The following is a 23,254-nucleotide window of genomic DNA, read 5'->3' as shown; positions in this document are numbered from 1 at the left end:
CTTTTTAATTGTGGTATGGATTCAGGACAGGATCGCCAGGCCCGTCCGTCCATGTCCATGTAAGGCAAGGGCAGGCCCCTGCCGGCGCCGAGCCTGGCGCTCTTCCTCCTCTCGTCTTGCCAGCGACCGAAGCGAGGGCAGTTCCTCCCGCTAGCGCTTGTTGGCCTTGCTACCTCCCGGCCCACAGATTGGCTATAATGTCTGGTGCTAAGAGAGCGCATTTCCATCCCTAGCAGGAGCCATTGCAATGCCACAACAACAGCAACAACAGCAACAGTTGGCCGATTACGATCTCCTGGCCGTCTTCGGCGATGAGGAGAAAGCGAGTGCGGCAGAGGGGAAGCTGCGTCGGGAGGGTTTCAAGGACGAGGAGATCTATCGTTTGAGCGCCGGGGCGGTCAAAGGAGGGGAGTTCCGCGATCACGGCCCGCGCCAGGATCGCAGCGCCTTCTTCCTGCGGACCACGCGCAGCGGCCCCTCACTGGTCCTGCTGCTGGTGCTGGCTCTGGTGACGGGCCTGCTGGTGGGCCTGCTGGCCTTCGCGCTGGGCTTCGCCTTTCCCGCCTCCGAGCACGGCCTGATTACGCTGATCGGTGTGGCGGTGGGCCTGATCGGCGGCGTGGTCCTGGCCTTTGTCCGCGGCAGCCGGGTGCGGGGCGCCATCGGCCAGGACCTGTCGCGCCTCGCTCCGGCACCAGCTTCCACCCGCGAGGCGCGAACGGTGATCGCCCTGCGCCTGCTCGATCCAGAGAACATCAGCCGCAGGGCCCGGGCCCGGGCCATCCTGCTCAATAATGGAGGCCGTATCGACCGGAGCGTCGGTCGTCGAGAGTAGGAGACAGGAGCCGGAAGCTCTCTTCTTCCGGCTCCCGCTTTTTTCGCTCGCCAGCAATGGCGCAGCGCCCGTGCCCGTCTGCCCATCAAGCAATGTCATAGCGATAATGAGGCAGGTGAGGTTCTTACCACTCGGCTAGGCAAACACTGGTAATCTCTTGGTTTCTCGATTAGAATTAGAATAGATTTGCAAGAAAGCAGAGGCAAGCGCCGGCGGCCCTGGGCGAGAGCGCAGAGCCGTCCGTGCGGGAGAAAGAGCGTATGAAGGGGGATACCGTGCCACCAGCGAGACTGCAGGTTGATCTGGAGAAGCTCACGCGCATGCGGGATGCGCTCTTTCCACCGTATAAGGTCATTCTCTTCAACGACGATGAGAATACGATGGATTACGTCGTCGCAGCCCTGCTGCATGCAGTCAACAGTCTGACGCTGCCAGAGGCAGAGCGCATCATGCTCACGGCCCATGTGACAGGGAGCGCGGTGGTCGTGGTCTGTCCCAAGGAGCTGGCCGAGTACTACCAGGAGCGCCTGCTAAGCTACGGCCTGACGGCAACTATCGAGCCGGATTAGCCGCTGACCGCCCCTGGCCGGACCGGGCCTGCTCTGCTCTGGTCCGCCCCCAGGGCAGGCGTCCAGCCTGCTCGTCGGCTCGCTAGCTGACAGGCCAACTGGTGGTTCGTCGGTTGATTGACCCGTCAGCCGGGACAACAAGGGCTGGCAGCACGCTCACGAGACAGCGCCCACTACCATTGACGCTGCCAGTCTCTTCCACTTAGAATCTGTAGAAGGGTCTGCAGGGATGCAGCAAGCAGGCTCTTTAAGCCTTCGCAGAGGCGCAACAGGCAGGGCCTGTAAAAGATCCCAACGAAGATGATGCTGTTTTGTCAGATTCGCGATCGAGAAGAGGGGAGACACTATGGTTCACCTATGGCGCTCAAGAACGAAAGAGGAGGCCGAGACCACCAAGGCGCCCGGGGTCGGAGCCACCGGCGATATCGCAGTCATCGTTGAGGGGAAGAAACTGGATACGGAACTGGTCAGGCTGGCCTGTCTGATGGCCAAGCGCGCTAAACGCAAGGTTCACCTGGTCCACATCATCGAAGTTCCTCGTACCCTCCCCCTCAAGGCAGTCCTCACAGAGAAGTCTAACGCCGCCAATAAGCTACTCTCCGAGGCTATTGCCATCGCCGAAGAGGCCGGCTGCGACGCCGTGGCCGAGATTGTGCAGGCCCGCGATGCTGGTCCGGCAATCGTCGACGAGGCCCGCGATCATGGCTGCGCCCTGATTATGCTAGGATTGGTCCGTAGCCATCGCTCACAGAATAATCTGGGCAAGACGATTCCCTACGTGCTGCTCAATGCACCCTGCCGCGTCTGGGTCATTCAGGACCCCAATGGCACGGCAAACCCTGGCACACCCGCGACCGTCGCGACAAGCAGCAGCGATGTCAGCGCCCCAAAAGCCTGAGCTTACAGTGAAAGCGAGATTGATTGTTTTGGATCTATGCTGAGCGTGCCGTCGTAAGAGCCTATGATTGCTTCAGGATCCGCCGACTACGGGTGAGGCGAGGCGCATAGCGCGCGCTCCATCCTGGGCTGTGCTCTCACCTGGCCGAGCGAGAGAGCGTTTCCTCCCCAGCGCCCGCAATACCCGGCGCGCTGCAGGGAAGGTGGCTTGCTCCTCTTGTCAGGCTCGTCTCAGGGCCTCCTCGCGTCGCGCCACGCCGCGCCACGTCAGGTTACGCCGCCCAGCCCCACGGGTGCCTCCCGTTCTTCAGATACGGTGACCGCCTGCGGCCCGGGAAGGTCCCTTTTTCTCTCTTCTCGTTTGCTCGCTTGCTTCCGGGGAGACCGCCCTTCCCTTTCATCACGGCCAGCATGCTGATATGCTATAATTGAGGTGAGCGGAATTCTTCTTTTTATTGACTCAACCAGCTATCACTGGCTCAATCGTGGGAGGAGTCTCGCCATGACGACCAGTCCGCAGAATGCCGGTCCACCGCCGCGCTCCCATAAAGATTACTATACTGCCCTTCATCAGGCGGCGTTGACTTTCTCGTCGAGCCTTGAGCTGGACGAGGTGCTCCACAGCGTGGCCAAAAGCATCGCCGAAGCCATGCAGGTCAAGGCTTGCGTGTTGCGCCTCCTCAACCGGCGCACAGGTCAGCTCGAGATCAGCGCTTTCTATGGGTTGAGCAGCGACTATCTGGGCAAAGGCCCCGTAGATATCTCCCATAGCCCGATCGATCACGAAGTGCTTCAAAGTGGCAAGCCGGTCTTTATTCCCGACGTGCGCGTCGATTCGCGTTTCCAGTACCAGGAGGCGGCGCGACGCGAGGGCCTGGTCTCGCTGCTCTGTGTTCCCCTGGAGGTGCGTGGCGAGGCCATTGGTGTCCTGCGCGTCTATACCGCCGAGCCGACTACCTTCCATGAGGACGATGTGCAGTTTTTGACCGTGCTTGCCAGCCTGGCGGCCCTCGCCATTGAGAACGCCAGACTGTACGCGAATCTGAAGAGTTCTTACGATGGCGTGATGGATGCCCTGTGGGGGAGCAGCCTCAGCCGCCAGGGGTAAGCTGGCGCCTCGGCTGCTCAACTTTCTCCCAGTCCTCGCTTCGACCCTGTGCCTGCCCGTCTCTGGTCCTTGCTCGCTTCCGGCCCATCAGCTCTGGCTTTTTGTTGTGCCGATCAGGCCGCTGTGCTTCAGCGAATAAGGGTATTCGTGAGATAGGGAGAGGTGAAGGTCGTGCGCTCTCCCGCGCGTTTGCCCGGGACGGGAAAGAGCCGGGCCGCCAGCGGCTTGCGCAGGCGGGTGGCCAGGGCGGCGACGTCGAGAAGGAGGCCGGCGATGCTTTGCTCGGAGCTGTCGCCGGGGAGAGGAACGGTGTCCAGCCCTGTGCCGCAAACGGCGGAGTAGAGCAGGAGCTGATGGATGTGCAGGCGCCCCTCTTCCCAGCGCCTCCCTAAAAGGGCATCTTCCAGAACGGGGAGCATCAGGCCGCAGTAGCCGCAGGTGGGCAGCGTGGTGCTCTGGAGGCCGCGGGTGATGGCGGCGGCAACGGCCAGGCTACCGGGATCGCCGACAAGACCATAGCCACAGGCTTCTAGCGCAGGGACGATGCTTTCTTCGCCGAGCGGGGCAGGCGAAAGGTCAAGGCCGTTGTAGCGCAGCCGGTGTTGGTCGCTGAGGGCGCTCGCCAGGGAGGACAGGGCCCCTAGCTGCTCTTCGAGCACGCGGCGCACGATGGAGCTGATGGTTTCGGGACTTAAGGGCTGCTGGGCCGTCGCCGCCTCCTCTCTCAGGGCCTGGCTGAGCAGCGGCGCGCTCTGGAGACCAAGGCCCAGGCTGGCCGGCCCCCAATGGTAGGCGGCAGGGAAAAAGGGACAGCCAGCTTCGACACAGGCCAGCATGGCAAAGCGGAAGTTGCCATCGCCTTCGGGAGTCTCTTGCGCCAGACGGAGCATGAGGCGGGCCACGTAGGGAGCCGCTTCTTGGCGCAGACCTTGCTCGCTGCTGGCGAGCAAGACGCTGGCGTTGAGGGCTGGACCAGCTACGAGGAGGTCGGCAAGAAGGGCCAGCCGCTCGAGCGGGAAGTTCGCCTGGAGCACAGGGGCCGGGCCAAGGGAGCAGAAAGCGATCTCGGCCTCGGTCAGCATCTCTTGTAGCTCACGTCCGTAGCGCGCGATGTCCGCCGCCGACCAATCCGCCAGGTCGCTGAGCAGCGGACGGGTGGCGAGACGGAGAGTCTGCACTTCATAGCCGGCCTCTTGCAGGCGGGCGGCAATGGCTCGCAGTTGCCGGGCCACGCGCCCGATCGTCGCGGCTCTCAATGGGTGCGGCTCGGCCACTCCCAGGGTAATGGTGCGAATGGGGACCATTGTTGCTGACTCCTTTCCTCCCTCGTTGCTATCCGTATACAATATCTCCAGGATACGCGATTTCGCGACGGGCCGCTAGCAGGCTCTCCGCGGGAACCAGGAGAAGAGGGTCAACCGGCCGGCCTGCCGGCCGGCTGGCTGGCTCGGCGGCCCGTGCCAGCGGTCCCGCCCCACTTGCGAGCGCGAAGGTCAGGTTCCAGCCACTGGCTAGAGAGAGAGGTGAGCCCCAGGCGCTATGTCTACGAGAGCCGAGAGCGCGCAGCAGGCCGGCACCTGCTTTTTGTGTTCGCTCACCTCCTCGCCCCGTCCCTGCGCCGTCCCCCGCCTCGAGGGGCGCCTGCTGGCTGTCTGGGAGCGTCCTGCAGGCCCGGCCTCCAGCGAGCGCCTGCCTGGCCTGCTCCTGCAAAGCGCCGAGGGGCTGATTTCGCTCCAGCTGACTCGCGATTATCGGCGCCTGGTGCAGGAGCTGCGAGCGCGCGGGCGCAGCGTCCGAGGGCTGCTGCTGCGCGCCTATCACTTGCCGGAGGCGGGGCAGCGCGGCGAGCAGCACGGGCGTCCCGTGCTCTCCTACCGCGCCAGTCCATGGACGCTGGTCGTAGTGGAGCCAGATACACTGCTTAATATTACGGACCTGCTCTACGCAGAGTACTGTCCTCGCCAGTATTTGCTTCAGCGTCTGCTGCCCAGCGGGGCGAGCCTGGAGACGCTGCGCGGGACCCTGGTCCACGCTTGCTTTAAGGAGCTGCTCAAGGCCCACGATCGCGGCGCTCTGGCCGGCGAAGACGGCCAGGCCCTGGCTATGTTGCGCCAGCAACTGCGCCGGGCTATGGAGCGCAGCCGGGTCGAGCTGGCTCTGTTGAATATCGTTCCAGAGCGGCTGGAGGCGGAGGTGATGCCCCACCTGGAGAGCCTGGCGAGCTGGTTTGAGCAGCAACGGACGACCCTGTGGGATGCTTCGGAGCCGGCTGAGAGCGCTGGCGCCGCTCCGACGGAGAGCGGCGAGCACGTGGTACGCGCGGAAACGTTTTTGCTGGCCCCTGAGCTTGGTCTGAAGGGACGCTTAGACCTGCTCTGGCAGCAAGGGGAGCGACGGCGCCTGCTGGAGCTGAAGACCGGCGGCGCCACGGGACCGCTGCCGCGCCGCAATCACCGCTGGCAGGTACACGGCTATCACGCGCTGTTAACCGTTCGGCGGCAGGCCCGCACCCAGAAGGCGCTGGCGACCTTGCTCTATAGCGGTACGCCCGGCGAGGCCCAGGCTTTCGGGATTCCGTTCTCGGTCCGTGAGCTGCAGCAGGTGAATGAGCAACGCAACCTGCTGGCGATCAGCCACGTGACTGGAGAGCCGTGCGCTCCTCCCGGCCCGGCACGCTGCACGAAGTGCGCGCTGCTTCAGGAGTGTCGCCTCGTCTCCTGGTTGCTGGATTGGGAGCCGCCGGCCCTCCCTTCGACAGAGGAGGCGGGCGCCGAATCGCGCAAGCCTGAGCAGCCGCCGGCCGCCGGACTGACAGAGCACGATCGCGCCTTCTTCGCCCGCTACTATCGCCTGCTGCACGCCGAGGGGCGGGCCAGCGAGCAAGAACAGGCTCTGCTTTGGCGGGCACCGGTCGCCGAGCATGTGGCCCGGGGAATGGCGATCGCCGGACTGACGCCCCTGGAGCCACCTCAGCCTACGGAACAGGGCGAGTGGATCCAGCGTTTCCGCTGTGAAAACCGCTCGGAGCTGCGCAGCGGCGACGAGATTTTGCTCTGCGATGACCATCCTCTCGACGGGGAAGTGGTCACGGGGACGGTCCTGGAGATCGGCGCTCGCGAGGTGACTGTCTGGACACCTGAGCTGATCGCCCACCCGACCCTGATCGAGCGCCACGCCACGGATGTGGTCCATCTGCGCACGCTGCAGAATCTCTGGCGCTGGCTGCACGTCGAGCCGGGCCTGCGCGATCTGGTCTCTGGCCTGCGGCGTCCGCGCTTTAGCCATGAACCTGTAGCGCCGCGGGCAGACTTCAATCGCGAGCAGAATCTCGCTGTGGAGCGAGCGCTCCAGATGCAGGATTATCTGCTGATCCATGGTCCGCCGGGAACAGGCAAGACGGCCGTCATTGCAGAGATCGTCAAGCGGCTCTGCCAGCGCGGAGAGCGGGTCTTGCTGGCGGCCTTTACGAACCAGGCGGTGGATAACATGCTGCTGCGCCTGGAGGCTGAGGGCTTTCACGACTATCTGCGCCTCGGCCACGAGCGGAGCGTGGCCGAGGGCGTTCAGGACCACCTCCTGAAGCATTTGGTCCCCCTCTCATTGGAAGTGGCCTCGGGTTCGGAGCTGGGGCGGGAGGGCGAGAGTGGAGGCGAAAGCGCTCCGGCGACCGCCGAGCTGCGGGCCGCCCTCCAGTCGCGGCCCGTGGTGGCCTCAACCACGGCTACCTGGTCTTCCGAGCGCTATGCGCCCGAGGAGATCCAGGAGAATGACCCCGGCTCGCTCCTGCGCTTCGATGTCGCGCTGATCGACGAGGCCGGTCAGTTAACGGTACCGGCCCTGCTCGGGGCCTTGCGCTTTGCGCGGCGCTTTATTCTGGTTGGCGATGAAAAGCAGTTGCCGCCGCTGGTGCTCAGTCGCGAGGCGGCTGAGGAAGGGCTGCGCGAGTCGCTCTTTCATCTGCTCAAACGGCAGGATGAGGAGTATCTGGCCAGCCATCCAGGGGCTGAGAGCGCCTGCGTGGCCCTGAAGACTCAGTACCGCATGCATGAGCAGATCGCGGCTTTCCCCTCGCGCTGTTTCTACGGGGGAGAGCTGCGCGCCCACCCAACGGTGGCCTGGCGCCAGCTCGTTCTACGCAGGCCCCCTGCTCCGCCCTTGGGCGAGCGCCCGGCCATCGCGCGGGCCTTGCAGCCCGACCAGCCAGTGGTTTTTCTCGATGTGCCGACGCCGGAAAGCGAGGCGCGCGTCAGCCAGGCCGAGGCGCGTCTGGTGCGCGAGCTGGTGACGGCCTTGCTGGTGCGTGGAGTCGGTCCCTCCCAGATCGGCATCATCGCCCCCTATCGCGCCCAGGTGGCCAACCTGCGCCGACACCTGGTCTGGAAGCAGTACGGCGCCCCCCATCCCGCTTTGACGATCGACACGGTCGACCGCTTTCAGGGCGGCGAGCGAACCGTGATCATTATCTCGTTCGCAACGACGCAGGCGCCCCCAGCGGATAGCCTGCTCTACCAGTTTCTGACCGATGCCCATCGCCTCAATGTGGCCCTGACGCGGGCCCAGCGCAAGCTGATCCTGGTGGGGCACGCCAGCGCCCTGGAGGGGCTACCGATCCTGGGCGACCTTGTGAGGTACTGCCGCGAGCTGGAGGCTTTCATCTCAACGGAATAGGAGCGAGCTAAACGATGGAGGAGCAGAAGCGCATTTTAGTGGTTGGCAGCCTGAATATGGATCAGGTGGTAGAGCTGCCGCGCTTGCCAACGCTCGGCGAGACGCTGCTGGGCGCCGGTTCGCTGAAGCTGGTGCCTGGCGGGAAAGGGGCCAACCAGGCGGTGGCGCTGGCACGCCTGGGCGGAGCAGTGACGATGGCAGGGCGAGTGGGCCGCGATCCTTTCGGACAGCAGTTGCTGGCCGCCCTGCAGTCGGCAGGTGTCTCCACCGAGCTGGTAGCCGTCGACGAGGAGGAGGCCAGCGGCACGGCCTTTATCTTTCTGGTGGAGCAGGATAACGCCATCATCGTAGCAGCGGGCGCCAATAGCCGTCTGGGACATGACCCCAAACACCTGGCAGGCATCGAGGAGGCTCTTGGCAGGGCTTCCGCCCTGGTTCTGCAGCTTGAAATTCCTCTGGCTACCGTGGAGCACCTGGTGAAGACGGCGCGCTTGGCGGCTGTTCCGGTGGTACTGAACGCCGCCCCTGCGCAGGCGCTCGATTCCGAGCTGCTCCGCCAGGTCGAGCTGCTGATCGTCAATGAGCATGAGGCCCAGGCCCTGGTGGCCGCCCTGGAGACAACCAGAGGCTCCGCCGGACCTTCAGCAGAACTCGAGACCAGCGATGTCCTGGCCCAGGGGCGCGCACTGGCACTGCGCCTGCATGAGCTGGGAGTGGCCACGGTGGTGGTGACCCTCGGAGCCGCCGGGGCCTTGCTGGTCACGCGGGAAAGGCAGATCGCCGGCAGCCAGGAGCAGACCGCTCCGCTCTGCCTCTATGAGCCAGCCCCCCGAGTACAGGTGACCGATACGACAGCGGCGGGCGATTGCTTCGTGGCCGCCCTGACGCTCGCCCTGCTGGTGGAGGGCCAGCCACCTGCTCAGGCGCTGCGCTTTGCGGTTTACGCCAGCGCGCTGAAGGTGACGCGCTTCGGCGCTCAGTCCGGCTTGCCAGAGCGCGCCGCGGTAGAGGCCTTCCTGGCCGCCAACCCACCCCTGGGCTAGCTGCCAGTCAGGACCTGGACCTTGCGCGCTGGCCGGACCACCTTCGCTGACCTTTTTGACAAGACCGGCCTCGTGCGCTATATTTATGTGGAGTAATCCCTACTATGGTACTTGGAATATTGGGATATCAGCAGGGAAGGAGCAGCAGGCTATGCCGCAGATCAATGAGGCCGAGGTGATCGAGGCTCTGCGGGAATGTTACGATCCAGAGATTCCTGTCAATATCTACGACCTCGGCCTGGTCTATGAGATCGATATCAACCAGGAAACAGGGCATGTGCATATTAAGATGACGCTGACCTCAATGGGTTGCCCGCTGGTGGGCGACGTGATGTCCGAGGTCGAGATGCGCGTCAGCCAGGTTGAGAACGTGAAGTCGTGCGATGTGGAGATGACTTTCGATCCCCCCTGGAGCCCCGATCGCATGAGCGAAGACGCTAAGTGGGAGCTGGGCCTGATCTAGCAGGCGCTGCGCCGCTCGACCCCGCCCCCTTATAGGATCCACTATCAACACGTGACTGCAGCCCGACGGCGCTCTACCGCCTCTGTCCGCTTTACCCGCGACATTGGCCCTCTGCCCGCCGGTTGCTGTCCGTCACGTGTTATTTTTTTCTCTTTTTACTCTTCCCCTGGACAAAGCAGTGTGTTATACTGGATGCCATCGATCAATACATTTATCTTCATAATATGAATGGATGAGGAGAACTATCCTCAGCCCTGGAAGAGATACCTCACTTGCCTTCTTCTGCTACCTGCGCGGCATCGCCGGCCCCGGCCTGGAAGGAGGAACGAGGGAGCAAGCGCTGTAGCGGCAGCGCGGTGGGCACAGTGCGATGGCGTCCACCCCCTGAGAGAGTCAGCGAGCTAATCAGGCGGCCTGTGACTATGGGGGACGATTTGGTCTTGACCTTTCGCAAACAGCTTGTTTGAAGTGCAAGCAAGCGATCGATGAGCAGGCGAGCAGCCCCAGCAGAGCGGGAACATAGGGAACAGGAGCCTCTCCAGATGTGGGCCAGGGGTCTTCTGCCGAGGAGACGATTTGCACAAAGTCAGTGAAAATCAAGTAAGAAAGAGAGCAGGAGGTTCGAGAGGTCTCATGGTCAGGCACTGTGAGTTTTGCTATGCAGCCGTGCCCGAAGGTTACAGCACATGCCCTGTCTGTGGAGCAGCCCTAAGCCCAAGCGAGGGCCAGATGCGGGCCGCGGAAGGCAGATCGGCCAGCGACACGCCTACCATTCTGGCGGAGACCAGGCCGGACGCGCCTGTGGCCAACGCCCCCAGCGGGAGCGAGACGGGTCCTGTCGCATCTGTCGGTCCCGGGGCCGGCCCTGGCCTGAGGCCAGATCAGGAACCCGGCTCTTTGGCGGCGACAGGCTCGCCAGCGGCAGGGCCCGGGCTGCGGCCAGGGGAGCAGCGGCGTTCGCCTCACCTCCATCGCAGCGAGTTCGCGATGAAGAGTGGCGCTTCTCTGCCCCGCTCGCTGCAACTGGGCTTTACCTTGATGCTCTTGCTGTTTCTGTCAGGGATCGGCCTGATCATCTACGGTGGCATTTACCATCCGGCCCAGCTACGAGCGGGGGCCACCGCCACGGTCAGCGCCGCCCTGACAGCCCTCAGTCAGAGTACCGCGCAGGCGCGGGCCCAGGCCACGGCCACGGCCATCGCCCGAGCACACGCTACGGCCACGGCTGCCGCTCAGGCCACGGCGGTCGCCGCCGCCACGGCCACCGCTCAGCAGGCCACTTATACCCAGGCCACTCAGGGGAATCCAACCCTGGTCGATCCCTTGAGCGGGCAGAATGGGAATCAGTGGACATTGGATAATAATTTACGCGAGGGCTGCTTCTTCTCCGGCGCTAACCTGCATTCGCTGGTCGCCAGCGACCATGCCTTTATCCCCTGCCTGGCACGGGCCACGCGGTTCGCCGACTTTACGCTGCAGGTCCACATGCGCCTGGCCAGAGGAGACGGCGGCGGCCTGGTCTTCCGTGCTAACGCGGATAGTGGCACAGGCTATCTCTTTTTCGTGGGCAGCGACGGGAACTATAGCCTCATGCTCTCCGACGGCACACGGGCCAACGCTCTGGTGGGCGGCCCAACGCCGGCCATTCATACAGCGGCTGGCCAGGATAATCTGCTCACCGTGATCGCCCGCGGCTCATCGATTCTGCTCTACGTGAACAAGCAATATGTAGGTAGCGCTCAAGACACAAACTTTAGCTCGGGACAAATCGGGGTCTTCGCCATCGATCTTGGCCACGTGACCGACGCTGCCTTCTCTCAGCTGCAAGTCTGGGCGCGCTAGCCGCCCCGCCTGCGCCGGTCCTCTTCGGCTCTCCCTTCCCCTTCGCCGCGGACAGGGAGGCGAAAGGAGGGAGGGAGGGAGGGAGGGAGGGAGGCAGACAGGCAGGCGAGGTGGGATCAGGCCAGAGCGGGCAGAGCCAGGGCCGGTTTGGAGCCGTGTGGTCGTCGCCGGTGCGCCTCTTGCCAGCCACGCTGAGATCACTTGGCATAGATTGAAAAGCATGCTATGCTGATGATGCTTCAGGGAGTCTCTATGCTCAGCCTTTGAGGAGGTTCTTTTTAGCTATGCAATGCCAGATCTGCAAGGCCGAGCTGCCTGCGGGGGCACGGGTCTGCCCCTCCTGTGGCGCTCCCACCCCATACAACGTGCTGGAGCCTGAGAAGGAGCAGGCCCCGTCGTCCTCTCTCGGTAGTCCGGAGGATACGCTAATTAAGCGCCGCAGCGAGATCAGCGCCGAGGACAGCGAGCGCACGCTGCGCGCGCCCTACAATGAGCCTACGGTACGCGCGCCATCGCGCTGGCAGCAGCCGCCTGTCAGTGGAGAAGAGAGGACGGCATCCCAACCGCCAGAGGAGCCAGCCAGGGGGTCAGAAAGCAGCGAGCGCTCTGACAGCAGCCGGGCCGAGGCCGAAGCGGGGGAAGAGCCGACGCCGACGGTTCCTCCTGGCACTTCAGCAACCACCGGCGCGCCGACGCCCGCCTCTTCTCCCCCGTCCACAGGCTCGCCCCCCGTACCACCTCCACGAGATGCGGCCACGAGCTATGGCTGGATACCGCCATCTCCTGGCTCCGGCACTCCTTCTTACCCAGGCTTGAGCGGCGCCTATCCACCAGCGCCTACACCGGTGCCCGCAGGCGGTTCCTCGCCTCAACAGCCAGGAGCGGCTCCCGCCGGTCCTGTCAGCCAGAGCGGAGGCTCCCTGCCGGGCTTTCCGCCTTCGCTTCCACAGCAGCCAGGGCCTGCCACTCCTTCCTACCCCGGCTACCCGCCTCCCATCTTTGGACCCGGTCCAACACCAGCCGGAGGAGCCAGCAGGGAATTGGGCGCCAGTTGGCCTCAGCAGGGACAGCCGGGCTGGCCATCTTACCTGCCTCAAGCCACTCCGGGGGCTCCGGGGACGCCGGTCCCCGGTCCGGTTTTCGCTCCGACGCCTTCTGCGCCAGGTCAAGCCAGGGGAGGCAGGCCGATCTTGCTGCTCGTCCTGACCATCTTGCTCATCTGTGTCTTGATTCTGCTGGGAAGCACCATCTACCTTGGCGTCATTCGCCCTGGCCAGGAGCATGCCGCCGCCACGGCAACAGCTCAGAGCGCCACTGCCCTGGCTCGCAGCCATCAGACGGCCACAGCCGTTGCTCGGGCCAATGCCACGGCGACAGTGACCGCCCTGCAGAACGATCCCCAGGCATTCTACAACTATCTCACTGCCCAGACGCCCCAGGTGAACGACTCGCTGGCCAGCCAGAGCGCCAGCCAATGGGATGAGACTCGCCATAGTGACGGCAGCGGTTGCCAATTCAGCAACGGGGCCTTGCATGTCCTGACTAGCAGCAGCACACGGGCCTGGGGCTGCGCCGCTGCTGCCTTGACATATCATAATCTGGCCTTCCAGGTCGATATGACCATACTCAAGGGCGATACAAGCGGCGCCCAGACGATGGGCGGCCTGGTCTTTCGCCTCGATGCGACAGCAGGAAGCTTCTATAGCTTCACGATCAGCCCGGCAGGCGCCTATCTGCTGAGCAAGGTCGACGGCGGCAATTTCACCAGTCTCGCTGATGGTCTCAGCAACGCCATCAGGGCGAGCCTTGGCCAGAGCAATACGCTGACCATTATCGCCCAGGAGAGTACGCTGATGCTGTTCGTGAATGGCCATTACCTCGCTACCGTTCATGACAGCACTCTGACAAGTGGGGAGATCGGACTGATCGCCTTGGGCACGGGCAAGACCGCCGTCGATGCTGCTTTCCAGAACCTGAAAATCTGGCAGCTATAAGACTATAAGACACCCTGGCATGGGAGGAAGGGCAGAAGGACGGCCCGAGAGCTGGCACAGCCCTGACCAGCTCCCAAGAAGGAACGCTGGCCTACACGGAGATAGTACGCCTCTGGCGCTTCCCGAGCCAGACAGCCAGCCAGCATCTTCCTCCTCTTCTCTCTCCTGCCAGCAGCCTTCTCCAAGCCGCCGTTCCAGCTCACCGGTCTCACCTTTTTATCAAGCTCACAGCTAGTCCTGCAAGCGGCCTCCGTGCTATAGTAGGAGGAGACGAAAGGAGCACAAGGAGAGACGCCTATTGTCAAGCGAGGGAGCGCTATTTATGCCAGGAAAGCAGCGACCGAGTCAGCCGCCGCTGAGCGCCAGCGATCGCGACCCGGAGGGGAAGCCGGCGGCCCTGGCGAGGGGGTCCCTCACGCCGGGGCAGGGCCAGGAGTCAGCAGAAAGCCCGACCGAGGTGGGGGAGCAGGCCGAGACAACGGCCCTCGTGAGGACGCCAGCAATCGCGCCACAGCCTTTCCGGCAGCGGCCCGCAGGACTCTCACGTGGCCAGTGGTGGCTCTATGGAACGCTTGCCGCCCTGCTGCTGCTGGCCAGTACGGTCTTGCTGGTGATGCAAACTACAGGCCAGGCCACAACGCTGCTTCAGGCCCAGGCAACAGCCCGCGCCCAGGCGACGGGGCATGTCCTCGCCAGCGCGAGCGCCCAGGCCGCGGGCACCGCTCAGGCTCTGGCCACCCAGCAGGCGGCGATCTATGCCACAGCCACGGCTCAGAGCCTGGCCACCGTTCAGAGCAGCCAGCTCACGGCAACAGCCACGGCCTACGATGAGCGCCTTAGCCAGATTACTCAGGGCCAGCCCAGCTTCAGCGATGACCTGAGTACCCCCGACGAGGCCCATGGCTGGGACCAGGGTTTCAGCGATGCCGGCACAGGCTGCTTCTTCAACAATGGTGCCTATGAGGCCCGCGCCGGCCATCCCGGGCTGCTGCAGCCCTGTCTTGCTCACAGCACCCATTTCAGCCAGTTCGTCTACGAGGTGCAGCTCACCATCACGCACGGCGAGGAGGCCGGCCTGCTCTTGCGGGCCAGCGCCGATGGCCAGAGCTTTTACCTGTTCCGCCTGAACATTAATGGCTCATTTGCCCTTGATCTCTATCAGGGCCAGACGGCCCAAACCCTGCTGACCGGCTTCAGTCCCGCCATCAGCAGCGGCCTGACGCAGACGAATATTCTGGGGGTGCTGGCCAGTCAGGACACGCTCGTGCTCTATGTCAACGAGCAGGCCGTGGGCAGCGTGAACGACCATTCGCTCTCATCGGGAGCGATCGGCGTCGCCGCCATCGATGAGCAGCAGCCTTGCGTGGCCCAGTTCAGCAACGCCCGAGTCTGGCCTCTTCACGAGTAGCACCAGCGGCTGCGACTGCCAGCGTGGCCCATCTCCTTTTCTGACTCCCGACTCCCCACAGACTTTCTGGCCCGCCGCGATTGACAGAGCGCTCCGCTTCTGCTATCCTATCCCCACAGATGCGGAGAAGAAGCAGGTAATAGCACTACAATCATAGGTGAGCAAAGGCGAAGAACAGGACCAGTACCTCATGGACCTGGGCCTCAGAGAGCCGCGGGTGGTGCAACGCAGCGCCGGGCATGAGGGAATTCCCCTGGGAGCCCACGCGATGAGCGTTTGCGGTGGCCCCCGTTAACAGGCCGAACGAGGGGTTGCTTTGCGGCTGCCAGCCTCCACGCCAGCCTACAAGGGCATCGATCCGCTTGAGGGCACTGAAAGGAGGATACTGGAAGGAAGGAAGAAAGAAAGGAATAAAGGTGGCACCACGAGCTACGCTGCCAACCAGCGTTGTCGTCCTTGCGCGTGGCGGACGATAACGCTTTTTTGTTGCTGCCGGGCTGTTCTCTGAAACGCTGTCCCGCTCCGTTCTGCTCGCCCAGCCGGCCCGATCGCCGCTGTCGGCCAGGCCCGGACGGAAGATGGCCGATTGAGCGACAGCCCGCCCTATCTGCCCATCAAGCCCAGGCAGGAGAAGAGAGGAAGGAGGAATTTTCGTGCTGGACCTTGGTTTCATTCGCAACCATCCCGAGCTTGTCAAGGAGGCTGTACGTCTCAAACAGAGCGACTTTGACGTCGACCAGTTTCTGGCTCTTGACCGCCAGGTTCTGGAGCTGCAACACGAGGTCGAAACCCTGCGAGCAGAGCAGAACCAGCTTTCGAAACGCATCAGCCAGGCGGGCAAGGACAAAGAGCTGCGCGAGTCGCTTATTGCCCAGGGGAAGCAGTTGGCGGCTCGCCTTAAGGAGCTGGAGCCGCAGCTCGATGCGCTCAGCCAGCAGCGTCAGCAGCTCCTCTACCTGGTGCCGCAGATCCCCGATCCCTCGGCTCCGATCGGCACGGGAGAGGAAGACAATGTTCCAGTGCGCTACTGGGGAGAGAAGCCCCAGTTCGACTTCCCTCTGCAGGATCACTATACGCTGATGCAGAAGCTGGACCTGGTCGACATGGAGCGGGCCGCCAAAATCGCGGGTTCGCGCAGCTATGTCCTCAAGGGCGAGGCCGCGCGCCTCGAAATGGCCCTCTTGCACTTCGCCTTCGATCGCATCGCGGCCAAAGGTTTCACTCCTCTGATTGTGCCGGCGATGGCGCGCGAGTTCTGCTTTATTGGCAACGGCCAGTTTCCGCGCGGACGGGACCAGGTCTACGCTCTGGAGGGCGAAGACACCTTTCTTGTGGGGACAGCCGAGGTCTCGATCACAGGCATGTTCAAGGACGAAATTCTAAGCTACGAGGAGCTGCCCCTCACCTTCGTCGGCTTCTGCCCTTGCTTCCGCAAAGAGGCCGGCACCTACGGCAAGGACACGCGCGGGGTCTTCCGCGTGCACCAGTTCAACAAGGTCGAGCAGTACGTAATCTGCGAGGCCTCGCACGAGGAATCGCTCCGCTGGCACGAACAACTGATCCGCAACGCCGAGGAGCTGGTCCAGGCCCTGGAGATTCCTTATCGCGTGGTCAATGTCTGCACCGGCGACATGGGTGATGGCAAAGTGGGCATGTACGATCTGGAATGCTGGGTCCCAAGCGAGGGACGCTATCGCGAGACACATTCCTGCTCGTACTTCCATGACTGGCAGGCGCGGCGCGTCAATATCCGCTACCGCGATCGCGACGGCAAGCTGAAGTTCGTGCACACGCTCAATAACACGGCGATCGCCTCGCCGCGCATCTTGATCCCGCTGCTGGAGAACCACCAGCAGCCCGATGGCTCGGTACGCATTCCAGAGGCCCTGCGCCCCTATCTGGGCGGTCAGGAGCTGCTGCGAGCGCCTCGCTGAGGACAGGCCGCTTGCGGCCTCTCGCCGCTGGTCGTCCCGTCTTACCCGCCGGCCAGCGATCTCACCGGCAGACGAGGCGAGCAAGCACCCTCGGGAGGGCAGGGCCGCCAGCGGCAGCCGCCCTGGCGAGCAGGCCAGGTGGAGCTGCTAGGTAAGGGGGATGATTTCCCCGCGCGGGTTGCCGCTGGCGTCTTCGATGTAGAGGCGGCCAATTGTGCAAGCCGGCTGGGAGCGCCGATCGGTGGCGCTGCCCGGATTGAAGAGCAGCAGCCCATTGTGCTGGCGCAAGTAGGGGACATGGGTATGGCCGAAAATCACGCAGCGCGCCTCGGGGAACTCGCGGCGAGCCGCCGCCAGACGGGCCTCGTCAGCACTGCGCCGGCGAGGCCCGCTGTCTGGACTGAGAATGTGGACGACGCCAATGCGACAGCCTCCAATCACAAGCTCGCGCTTGAGAGGCAGCTTGCGCCGCACTTCGTCGCTTTCGACGTTGCCCTGCACGGCCACTACGGGCGCGATGGTCTCCAGCTCGTCGACTACCGCCAGCTCCGAAAGGTCGCCAGCATGAATGATCAGCTCGACGGCGGCAAAATGATGCCACAGCGCCTCGGGCAAAGCCTTGAAGCGCGGGATATGGGTATCCGACAGGACGCCGATGACGTGTTCCATCGGCTCTCACCTCCGTTGGAGCAGGCAGATGCCTCCATGAAAAACAGGCAAGGCGGCGGCGGGGACCGACCTCGGCCTCCCGCAATCAACCTCTACGGGCTACCCAGCCAGAGGGCAGGTCTGGCTGCTCGAGTCCGCTCGGCTCCCTTCCGCTGCCGGCGACTGACTCGCTGGCTGCCCTGTCGCCTATGCCCAGCCCATCTTCGCCATAGTATGGGCAGTCAGAAGGTTTCTCCCCTGCCTTCGGGCATAGGGAGCCATCTTTACCTTCCTTTGTTGCTCTCTCTAAGGAGAGGATAGCAGATTCACCATGCGCATTGCCATTATCTCCGATATTCACGGTAACCAGGTGGCTCTGGAGGCCGTACTGGACGATCTGCGTCGCCAGCCGGCGATCGATCAGCTGGTCATCGCCGGCGATCTCTGCCTGAATGGCCCCCGTCCACGCGAGGTGCTCGCCATTGTTCAACAGCTCGGCTGCCCTGTCATCAAGGGCAACGTCGACGAGGAGGTAGTGAGCGCCGCCCCCGAGAAAGGGCGTAAAAAGCAGAGCACCGTGGCCTGGACCCGCCAGCAGATCGGCCCAGAGGGCATCGCCTACCTGCGCGAGCTGCCTTTCTCGCATCGCGTGAGCAACCCCGACGGCAGCGACGCCCTCATCGTCCACGCCAATCCGCACAACCTGGAGGAGGCTATCGCGCCTACGGCCTCCGACCAGGAGCTAGAGCGCTTGCTGAGCGGACTCGACGAGCGCATCGGGGCCCTGGCTTTCGGCCACCTGCATATCGCTTATCGGCGACGCTGGCGGCACCTGCTGCTGCTGGATGTGGCTAGCTGCGGACTGCCGCGCGATGGCGATCAGCGCGCCGCTTACGGGATTCTGAGCTGGCAGGACGGCAACTGGGAAGGCGAGATTCGTCGCGTGCCCTACGACCTGGAGACCGTCGTCGCCCAGATTCGCAGCAGCGGCATGCCCCATCCCGAGCGGCGCATCAAGATCCTGCTGGAAGCCCGCTACTAGGGCTGGGGTAAACCCCGGCGGGCAGGACCAGCTACTTTGCTCTGGCCCGACCAGGCGGAAGCGGAGCAGAACAATGAGCAACGGGGCTCCGGCAGTGGTGGGGAGTCGCCACGGCCTCGGCCCCGTTGTCAAAGTGAAGCGCTGAAGCGGAGCAGCTATCTTAGCCTATAAGACATGTAATAATTGACAGAAGATACAGGTACAGGTCGGTGGATGACCAGGAGCATGCTCAAGCAGCGATTGCGGTTGCTCTTCGCGGGGCAGCTCCTGCAGCGGCATCGCTTCCTCACCGAGATAACTGGCAGCATCGCCGACATCGACCAGCTCTAGCTCTCGCATAATGGCTTTCAGTTCACCGGTAGTCGCCATGCTCTGTGATCCCTCTCCTCTCGCAGGACACTCAGCCCCGGGACGCAGAGAGCCCGCACGAGTGGCACACTCCTGCAGCAACAAACAGCAAGAAGAGCCATGTTGCATCAGGATATGCTCGCTAAAACGCCTTATTCGATAAATTTCAATAATGAAGCGATAACATCAGGCTCTGTTTGACCGTGCTCCGCCCACTGGGAGCGCAGAGGCCGTCGCCAGCAAGGGGCCAGCCAGTCAGGGCCTGCTTTACCGCCCGGCCAGAGAGTCGGTGCTGGTCATCGAGCAGGAAGCTTGATAGCTTCCACTTATATATACGTGTCCAGGCTAACTTTCATCGCCGCAAAAGTCGCCGAATAGGCCAGTTGGGTAAGGGCAAGCGAGCAAGAAAGGGGCGGGAAGAGGGAAGGGCAGGCCGCGAGCAGGAACGGGCTTTCGGCGGCGAGCCAGTAAGGCAGCTTATTGGAGAGAGGGAGACAGGCGAGGAGTGGCTTGGCGGTCTGCCGGCCGGACAGCGCTCTCCGGGAGAGGGAAAGGCCAGCCGGGTCCGGTCGGGCCGCGCTGCGGATTGAAGCGGCTCACCGGTGGCCTCATCCTGTGGGCCAGGCCAGCAGGATAGGGCCACCGGTCGTCATGAGCAACCACACACCAGGGCAGACAGAGAAGAAAAGGAAGGAGCGCGCCGATAAACCTGATCAGAAATGCGACTGGCTGGCGGCCACTCCCGTGAAATCGGGCGAGATCGGTTTCACCCCGGCGGGCTGAGTAGCATCAACCTGGTAGATAACCGAATCGCGCGTCGGCACCCGCTGGTCGGGGGTCGAGCCATAGTGCGCCGGCGGCAGCAGGCCCCCCATATCTACCGACTGCAGCGACTCGAAGGCCCGGAAGAGGCCGTCGCGCGTCAGATCACCGTTCTCCATCGCCTTCTTCAGGATGGCATAGGTCACATAGGACTCGGCATAGCCAAACTCGAAGTAGCCATCGGGCTGCTGCTTCGGGAAATACTTCGCCTGGTCCTGCAACATCTGCGCCATCCCGGGCACGCTCGTATCGCCCCAGGCCGCCCCCTGTGAGACCACCCAGGCCCGGCTAATCAAGGGCTTGAGCGCCGGCACCGCCAGCAGCTGAATCGAGAAGGCCGGGCTTTGCAAGATCCACTGCGGATTGTAGCCCAGCTTGTAAGCCGTAGCGATGATGGTCGCCGTCGCCGTTGGCAGGGTAGTCATGAAGACATACTTCGCCCCTGACGCCTTCAACTGCGCCACCTGAGCCGTGAAATCCGTATCGTTGACAGCAAAGGAGACCTGGGCCACGTCGCGCAGATGGTAGACGCTGACCGCCTCGCGATAGCCCGTCAGCCCATCCTGGCCGTAGTCATCGTTCTGGTAGATAATAGCCGTGGCCGGATTCTTGACTCCAAGCTTGTTAACGACGTAATCGAAGGCGTTCTCCACCTGCAGACGGTAAGGTGTGCCGACAAGAATCAGATACTTCTCGCGCGCCAGCGCCGACGAGAGCGTGGCCGCAGAGACCAGCATGTGATCGGCAGCCGCCAGGTCCTTGATGGCGAAGGTCGGCTGGGTCCCCAGACTGTCAGCGATCATCAAGACCTGATTGCGGATCTGATTATACTTCTGCACCTCCAACTGCGGACTATACTGCGTATCCTGTTCGATAAACTGGACCTTGAAGCCGTTAATCCCTCCATGATCATTGACATGATAGAAGAAGGCTTTAACGCCGTTGGCAATCGGAATACCAACCGGCCCGGCCACCGGTCCCGAGTAGGGCGAGAGGATCCCCAGCGTGATGGTCTTCTTGTTGAGATCGACGCCGGGTCCCGCCTTGAGTCCACCCGAGCTACCTCCCGTACTGCTGCCCGCGCAGCCCGTCAGGATCGGTAGACCGGCCAGAAGGATGAGTATACAGGCAAACACGAAGCGCTTGGTGACCATACAGGTTACCCCCTTATCGAGCCAAAGGCATAAGATACAGCATCAAATCCGGCTGGATTGCCCTTACAACAGCGCAGACCCTTGGGCATGGAGAACAGAGCAGGCTGACCTCCCAGCGCAACGGCCAGGCCAGGGAAGGGGAGAAGGGACCAGGAAAGGGGCCGCCACGGCCCTCTCGCTCAAGGCGCGCCGCCTCCGCCGCTTCCCTGTTGCTCGCTGGCGCCAGGTGCCTCGTGCTGAAGATCGATCATCTCGATGCTCTCACTCCCTTCTTTGGGCGCCGCGGCGCCCGCGCTCGCCCCTGACCAACGGCTTCGAGGCGCGGCAGGGCGCAGGCGGCGCACCAGACCAATGACACCACCTGGCTCAAACAGCAGGAAGACGATGATCAGCAAGCCATAGAGGAGGGCATTCAGATCGCCGCTGCTGAGGCCCCCACCGCCAGTACTGGGAGGGAGCAGAGAGAAGTAGTCGATAATCTGCGGCAGGGCAAAGACAAAGGCCGCCCCCAGGATCGACCCCCAGACATCGGCAATCCCCCCGATGATAATGGCCGCCACAAACTGGATCGACAGGCTCAAACTCCAATAGTCGGGGATCACGTAGCGAGCATAGGAGACATAGAGCGCGCCGGCCACGCCCGCCAGGAACGAGGAGAGCACGAAGGCCCCCATCTTGACCTCAAAGAGGTTCACCCCCATGATGGCAGCGCCCACTTCATGGTCCCGCACGGCCCGCATGGCGCGACCGACGCGCGAACGACTGAGATTGTAGACAAAGAGCGCCGAGAGCAGGAGAATAGCCAGATTGAGCAGAAAATACTGCTGTCCCGAGGTTAAGGCGACGCCGAAGACGCTATTCTGCTGATCAAGCGAGAAGCCTCCAAAGGCCGGCACCGGGAAGTTGCGCCCCTGCGGTCCTCCCGTGATGAAGCTCAGGTTACGAAACAGATAATTGCCGATAAAGACCAACGCCAGGGTCACAATCCCCAGATAGAAGCCGCGCAGACGCAAGGCGCTCGGGCCGACCAGCGCTCCGACCAGGGCCGCAACCAGGCCCGCTGCCGGCAGCCAGATAAAGGCCGGCAGACCGAGGCCCCAGGGATCCGACGGCCCTGCCGGCGGATTGCCTCCCAGAAGAGCCGCTGTATAGCCTCCCAGTCCCATGAAGAAAGCCAGACCGAGCGAGATCTGTCCCGTATAGCCCGAGAGCAGATTGAGGGCCAGGGTCGCCAGTGCTGCGATCAAACAGTAGTTGACTACGCTAAACCAGTCGTCGCTGGCCAGCGAGAAGAAGAGGAGCAGGGCCAGAATCCCGACTCCCAGCCAGAGCCAGCGCGCGACGTTCCCCAGCAAGCGCGGCGGCTCTGCCTCCCGCGGCAGTTCCTGATAAAGGCGGCTGCGGCCAGGCTCTCGTCTAGCGATCATACGCGCTCTACCTTTCTTGAGCCAAAGAGACCATAAGGACGGATCAGGAGGATGAGAATCATCAACAGGTAGGGCGTCACCTCGTGCAGGCCCGTGCCAACGATCGCCGGCAGGCGGCTCTCGTAGCCAGCCGTCAGAACGCTGGTCAGGCCGATGATGACACCTCCGACGACAGCGCCGCTGACCGAGTCGAGACCGCCCAAGATGATGGCAGGGAAGGCCACCAGGGCCGCATTGCCAAAGTTGGGATCAATGGCCAGACTGTCGATGGCCAGCAGCACCCCGCCAAGGGTGGTGATGGCCGCTGCCAGTCCCCAGGCCAGGGCGTAAATGCTACGCACATCGATCCCGATGGCCAGGGCCGCTTCCTGATCGAGGGCCGTGGCCCGCATGGCCAGTCCATAGCGCGTGTGGCGGAAGAAATAGTAGAGAGCGATGCACAGCACAATGGTGACGGCGATCGTCCAGAGATCGCTGCTGCCCAGATGCACGCCGGCAACGTTGAAGCCGCTGGTGACACTGAAGGGGGTCGCCGCCGGAATGGTGCGCGAACCCCAGCCGACGATGACCAGCGTTCGCAGAATGATGTCCAGACCAATGGTGATCATGAGGACAGTGAAAGGCGGACGACCAATCATCCTGCGCAGAACGAGACGTTCGAAGAGCAGGCCAATGACAATCGTGACCAGCAGCCCCAGCGGCAAAGCCAGCCAGAAAGGGAGGTGCCAGTTCAGAACGGCGCTCGCCACTACATAGGTGCCAACGAGCAGCAGCTCGCCCTGGGCAAAATTGATCACCTGGCTGGCCTTGAAGATCATACTGAAGCCCAATCCGATGAGGGCGTAGATACAACCCTGGGCCACGCCCGCAAAGGCCAGCTGAAGAAAGTAGGCCATCGCTTACAGCTCCTCCGGCACAAGCAACAAGCCAGGACAACGAAAAGGGTCCAATCGATTGCCGCCGACTGCGCCGGCACTCCGGCAGGCTCGGAGCAAAGGTAGATCCGGCTCGCTCGCTGGCTCTCTGTGGGCAAGCCAGCGCACCTGGCAGCT

The 23,254-nt window shown here is 63.2% G+C and carries 19 protein-coding genes; 12 read left to right on the top strand and 7 right to left on the bottom strand.

The window, feature by feature from the left end; translation table 11 throughout:
• The first annotated feature begins 247 nt into the window (after positions 1-247).
• The 4 genes from ACFMO7_RS13295 (at position 248) to ACFMO7_RS13280 (ending at position 3,409) form a co-directional block, all read left to right on the top strand.
• Positions 248-835, top strand: coding sequence for a hypothetical protein (locus ACFMO7_RS13295; RefSeq protein ID WP_376795968.1), 588 nt, complete (start codon positions 248-250; stop codon positions 833-835).
• Positions 836-1,095: 260 nt separating this feature from the next.
• The gene (locus ACFMO7_RS13290; RefSeq protein ID WP_376795967.1) at positions 1,096-1,404 is read left to right on the top strand and encodes an ATP-dependent Clp protease adaptor ClpS; all 309 of its coding nucleotides are present in this window, start codon (positions 1,096-1,098) and stop codon (positions 1,402-1,404) included.
• A 346-nt stretch (positions 1,405-1,750) separates the two neighbouring features.
• Positions 1,751-2,302, top strand: coding sequence for a universal stress protein (locus tag ACFMO7_RS13285; RefSeq protein ID WP_376795966.1), 552 nt, complete (start codon positions 1,751-1,753; stop codon positions 2,300-2,302).
• 501 nt (positions 2,303-2,803) lie between these two features.
• Complete coding sequence (locus tag ACFMO7_RS13280; RefSeq protein ID WP_376795965.1) at positions 2,804-3,409, top strand: GAF domain-containing protein; 606 nt, start codon at positions 2,804-2,806, stop codon at positions 3,407-3,409.
• 128 nt (positions 3,410-3,537) lie between these two features.
• On the opposite strand, the gene ACFMO7_RS13275 is transcribed toward ACFMO7_RS13280, so the two are convergent.
• Positions 3,538-4,713, bottom strand: coding sequence for a DUF711 family protein (locus ACFMO7_RS13275; protein ID WP_376795964.1), 1,176 nt, complete (start codon positions 4,711-4,713; stop codon positions 3,538-3,540).
• Between the two features lie 235 nt (positions 4,714-4,948).
• On the opposite strand from ACFMO7_RS13275, the gene ACFMO7_RS13270 reads away from it, so the two are divergent.
• The 6 genes from ACFMO7_RS13270 to ACFMO7_RS13245 all read left to right on the top strand — a co-directional run bounded on the left by ACFMO7_RS13270 (position 4,949) and on the right by ACFMO7_RS13245 (position 14,827).
• Positions 4,949-8,077, top strand: a complete 3,129-nt coding sequence (locus ACFMO7_RS13270; protein ID WP_376795963.1) for an AAA domain-containing protein — start codon at positions 4,949-4,951, stop codon at positions 8,075-8,077.
• Between the two features lie 14 nt (positions 8,078-8,091).
• A complete protein-coding gene (locus ACFMO7_RS13265) occupies positions 8,092-9,120 on the top strand; it encodes a ribokinase (protein WP_376795962.1) in 1,029 nt (342 codons plus the stop codon).
• A gap of 151 nt (positions 9,121-9,271) precedes the next feature.
• Positions 9,272-9,583 carry an iron-sulfur cluster assembly protein gene (locus ACFMO7_RS13260; protein WP_376795961.1) on the top strand — a complete coding sequence of 104 codons (312 nt, stop codon included), beginning with the start codon at positions 9,272-9,274 and terminating at the stop codon, positions 9,581-9,583.
• A gap of 987 nt (positions 9,584-10,570) precedes the next feature.
• Positions 10,571-11,425, top strand: a complete 855-nt coding sequence (locus ACFMO7_RS13255; RefSeq protein WP_376795960.1) for a hypothetical protein — start codon at positions 10,571-10,573, stop codon at positions 11,423-11,425.
• A 284-nt stretch (positions 11,426-11,709) separates the two neighbouring features.
• A complete protein-coding gene (locus tag ACFMO7_RS13250; RefSeq protein ID WP_376795959.1) occupies positions 11,710-13,419 on the top strand; it encodes a hypothetical protein in 1,710 nt (569 codons plus the stop codon).
• A 322-nt stretch (positions 13,420-13,741) separates the two neighbouring features.
• Complete coding sequence (locus tag ACFMO7_RS13245) at positions 13,742-14,827, top strand: hypothetical protein (RefSeq protein WP_376795958.1); 1,086 nt, start codon at positions 13,742-13,744, stop codon at positions 14,825-14,827.
• Positions 14,828-14,978: 151 nt separating this feature from the next.
• Here ACFMO7_RS13245 and ACFMO7_RS13240 read toward each other — a convergent pair whose 3' ends face one another.
• Positions 14,979-15,500, bottom strand: coding sequence for a hypothetical protein (locus ACFMO7_RS13240; RefSeq protein ID WP_376795957.1), 522 nt, complete (start codon positions 15,498-15,500; stop codon positions 14,979-14,981).
• Here ACFMO7_RS13240 and serS point away from each other — a divergent pair.
• A complete protein-coding gene (serS, locus tag ACFMO7_RS13235) occupies positions 15,481-16,761 on the top strand; it encodes a serine--tRNA ligase (protein ID WP_376795956.1) in 1,281 nt (426 codons plus the stop codon). The two genes, ACFMO7_RS13240 and serS, sit on opposite strands and share 20 nt — an antisense overlap.
• 147 nt (positions 16,762-16,908) lie before the next feature.
• Here the strand turns inward: serS and ACFMO7_RS13230 are convergent, their stop codons facing one another.
• The gene (locus ACFMO7_RS13230; RefSeq protein WP_376795955.1) at positions 16,909-17,430 is read right to left on the bottom strand and encodes a metallophosphoesterase family protein; all 522 of its coding nucleotides are present in this window, start codon (positions 17,428-17,430) and stop codon (positions 16,909-16,911) included.
• 310 nt (positions 17,431-17,740) lie between these two features.
• On the opposite strand from ACFMO7_RS13230, the gene ACFMO7_RS13225 reads away from it, so the two are divergent.
• Complete coding sequence (locus ACFMO7_RS13225) at positions 17,741-18,451, top strand: metallophosphoesterase family protein (protein WP_376795954.1); 711 nt, start codon at positions 17,741-17,743, stop codon at positions 18,449-18,451.
• 165 nt (positions 18,452-18,616) lie between these two features.
• On the opposite strand, the gene ACFMO7_RS13220 is transcribed toward ACFMO7_RS13225, so the two are convergent.
• The 4 genes from ACFMO7_RS13220 to ACFMO7_RS13205 form a co-directional block, all read right to left on the bottom strand.
• Positions 18,617-18,820 (bottom strand): hypothetical protein, encoded by a 204-nt coding sequence (locus ACFMO7_RS13220; protein WP_376795953.1) that lies wholly within the window; start codon positions 18,818-18,820, stop codon positions 18,617-18,619.
• A gap of 692 nt (positions 18,821-19,512) precedes the next feature.
• Positions 19,513-20,775 (bottom strand): ABC transporter substrate-binding protein, encoded by a 1,263-nt coding sequence (locus ACFMO7_RS13215; protein ID WP_376795952.1) that lies wholly within the window; start codon positions 20,773-20,775, stop codon positions 19,513-19,515.
• A 179-nt stretch (positions 20,776-20,954) separates the two neighbouring features.
• Positions 20,955-22,202: a branched-chain amino acid ABC transporter permease gene (locus ACFMO7_RS13210; RefSeq protein WP_376795951.1), complete on the bottom strand. Its 1,248-nt coding sequence runs from the start codon at positions 22,200-22,202 to the stop codon at positions 20,955-20,957.
• Complete coding sequence (locus ACFMO7_RS13205; protein ID WP_376795950.1) at positions 22,199-23,098, bottom strand: branched-chain amino acid ABC transporter permease; 900 nt, start codon at positions 23,096-23,098, stop codon at positions 22,199-22,201. Before ACFMO7_RS13205 ends, ACFMO7_RS13210 begins: the two co-directional genes overlap by 4 nt.
• Positions 23,099-23,254: the final 156 nt, after the last annotated feature.

Source organism: Thermogemmatispora sp., assembly GCF_042408735.1.
Taxonomy (GTDB): Bacteria; Chloroflexota; Ktedonobacteria; order Ktedonobacterales; family Ktedonobacteraceae; genus Thermogemmatispora.
The sequence above is the reverse complement of the archived record's forward strand: the minus strand, read 5'-3'. Positions and strand labels throughout refer to the sequence as shown.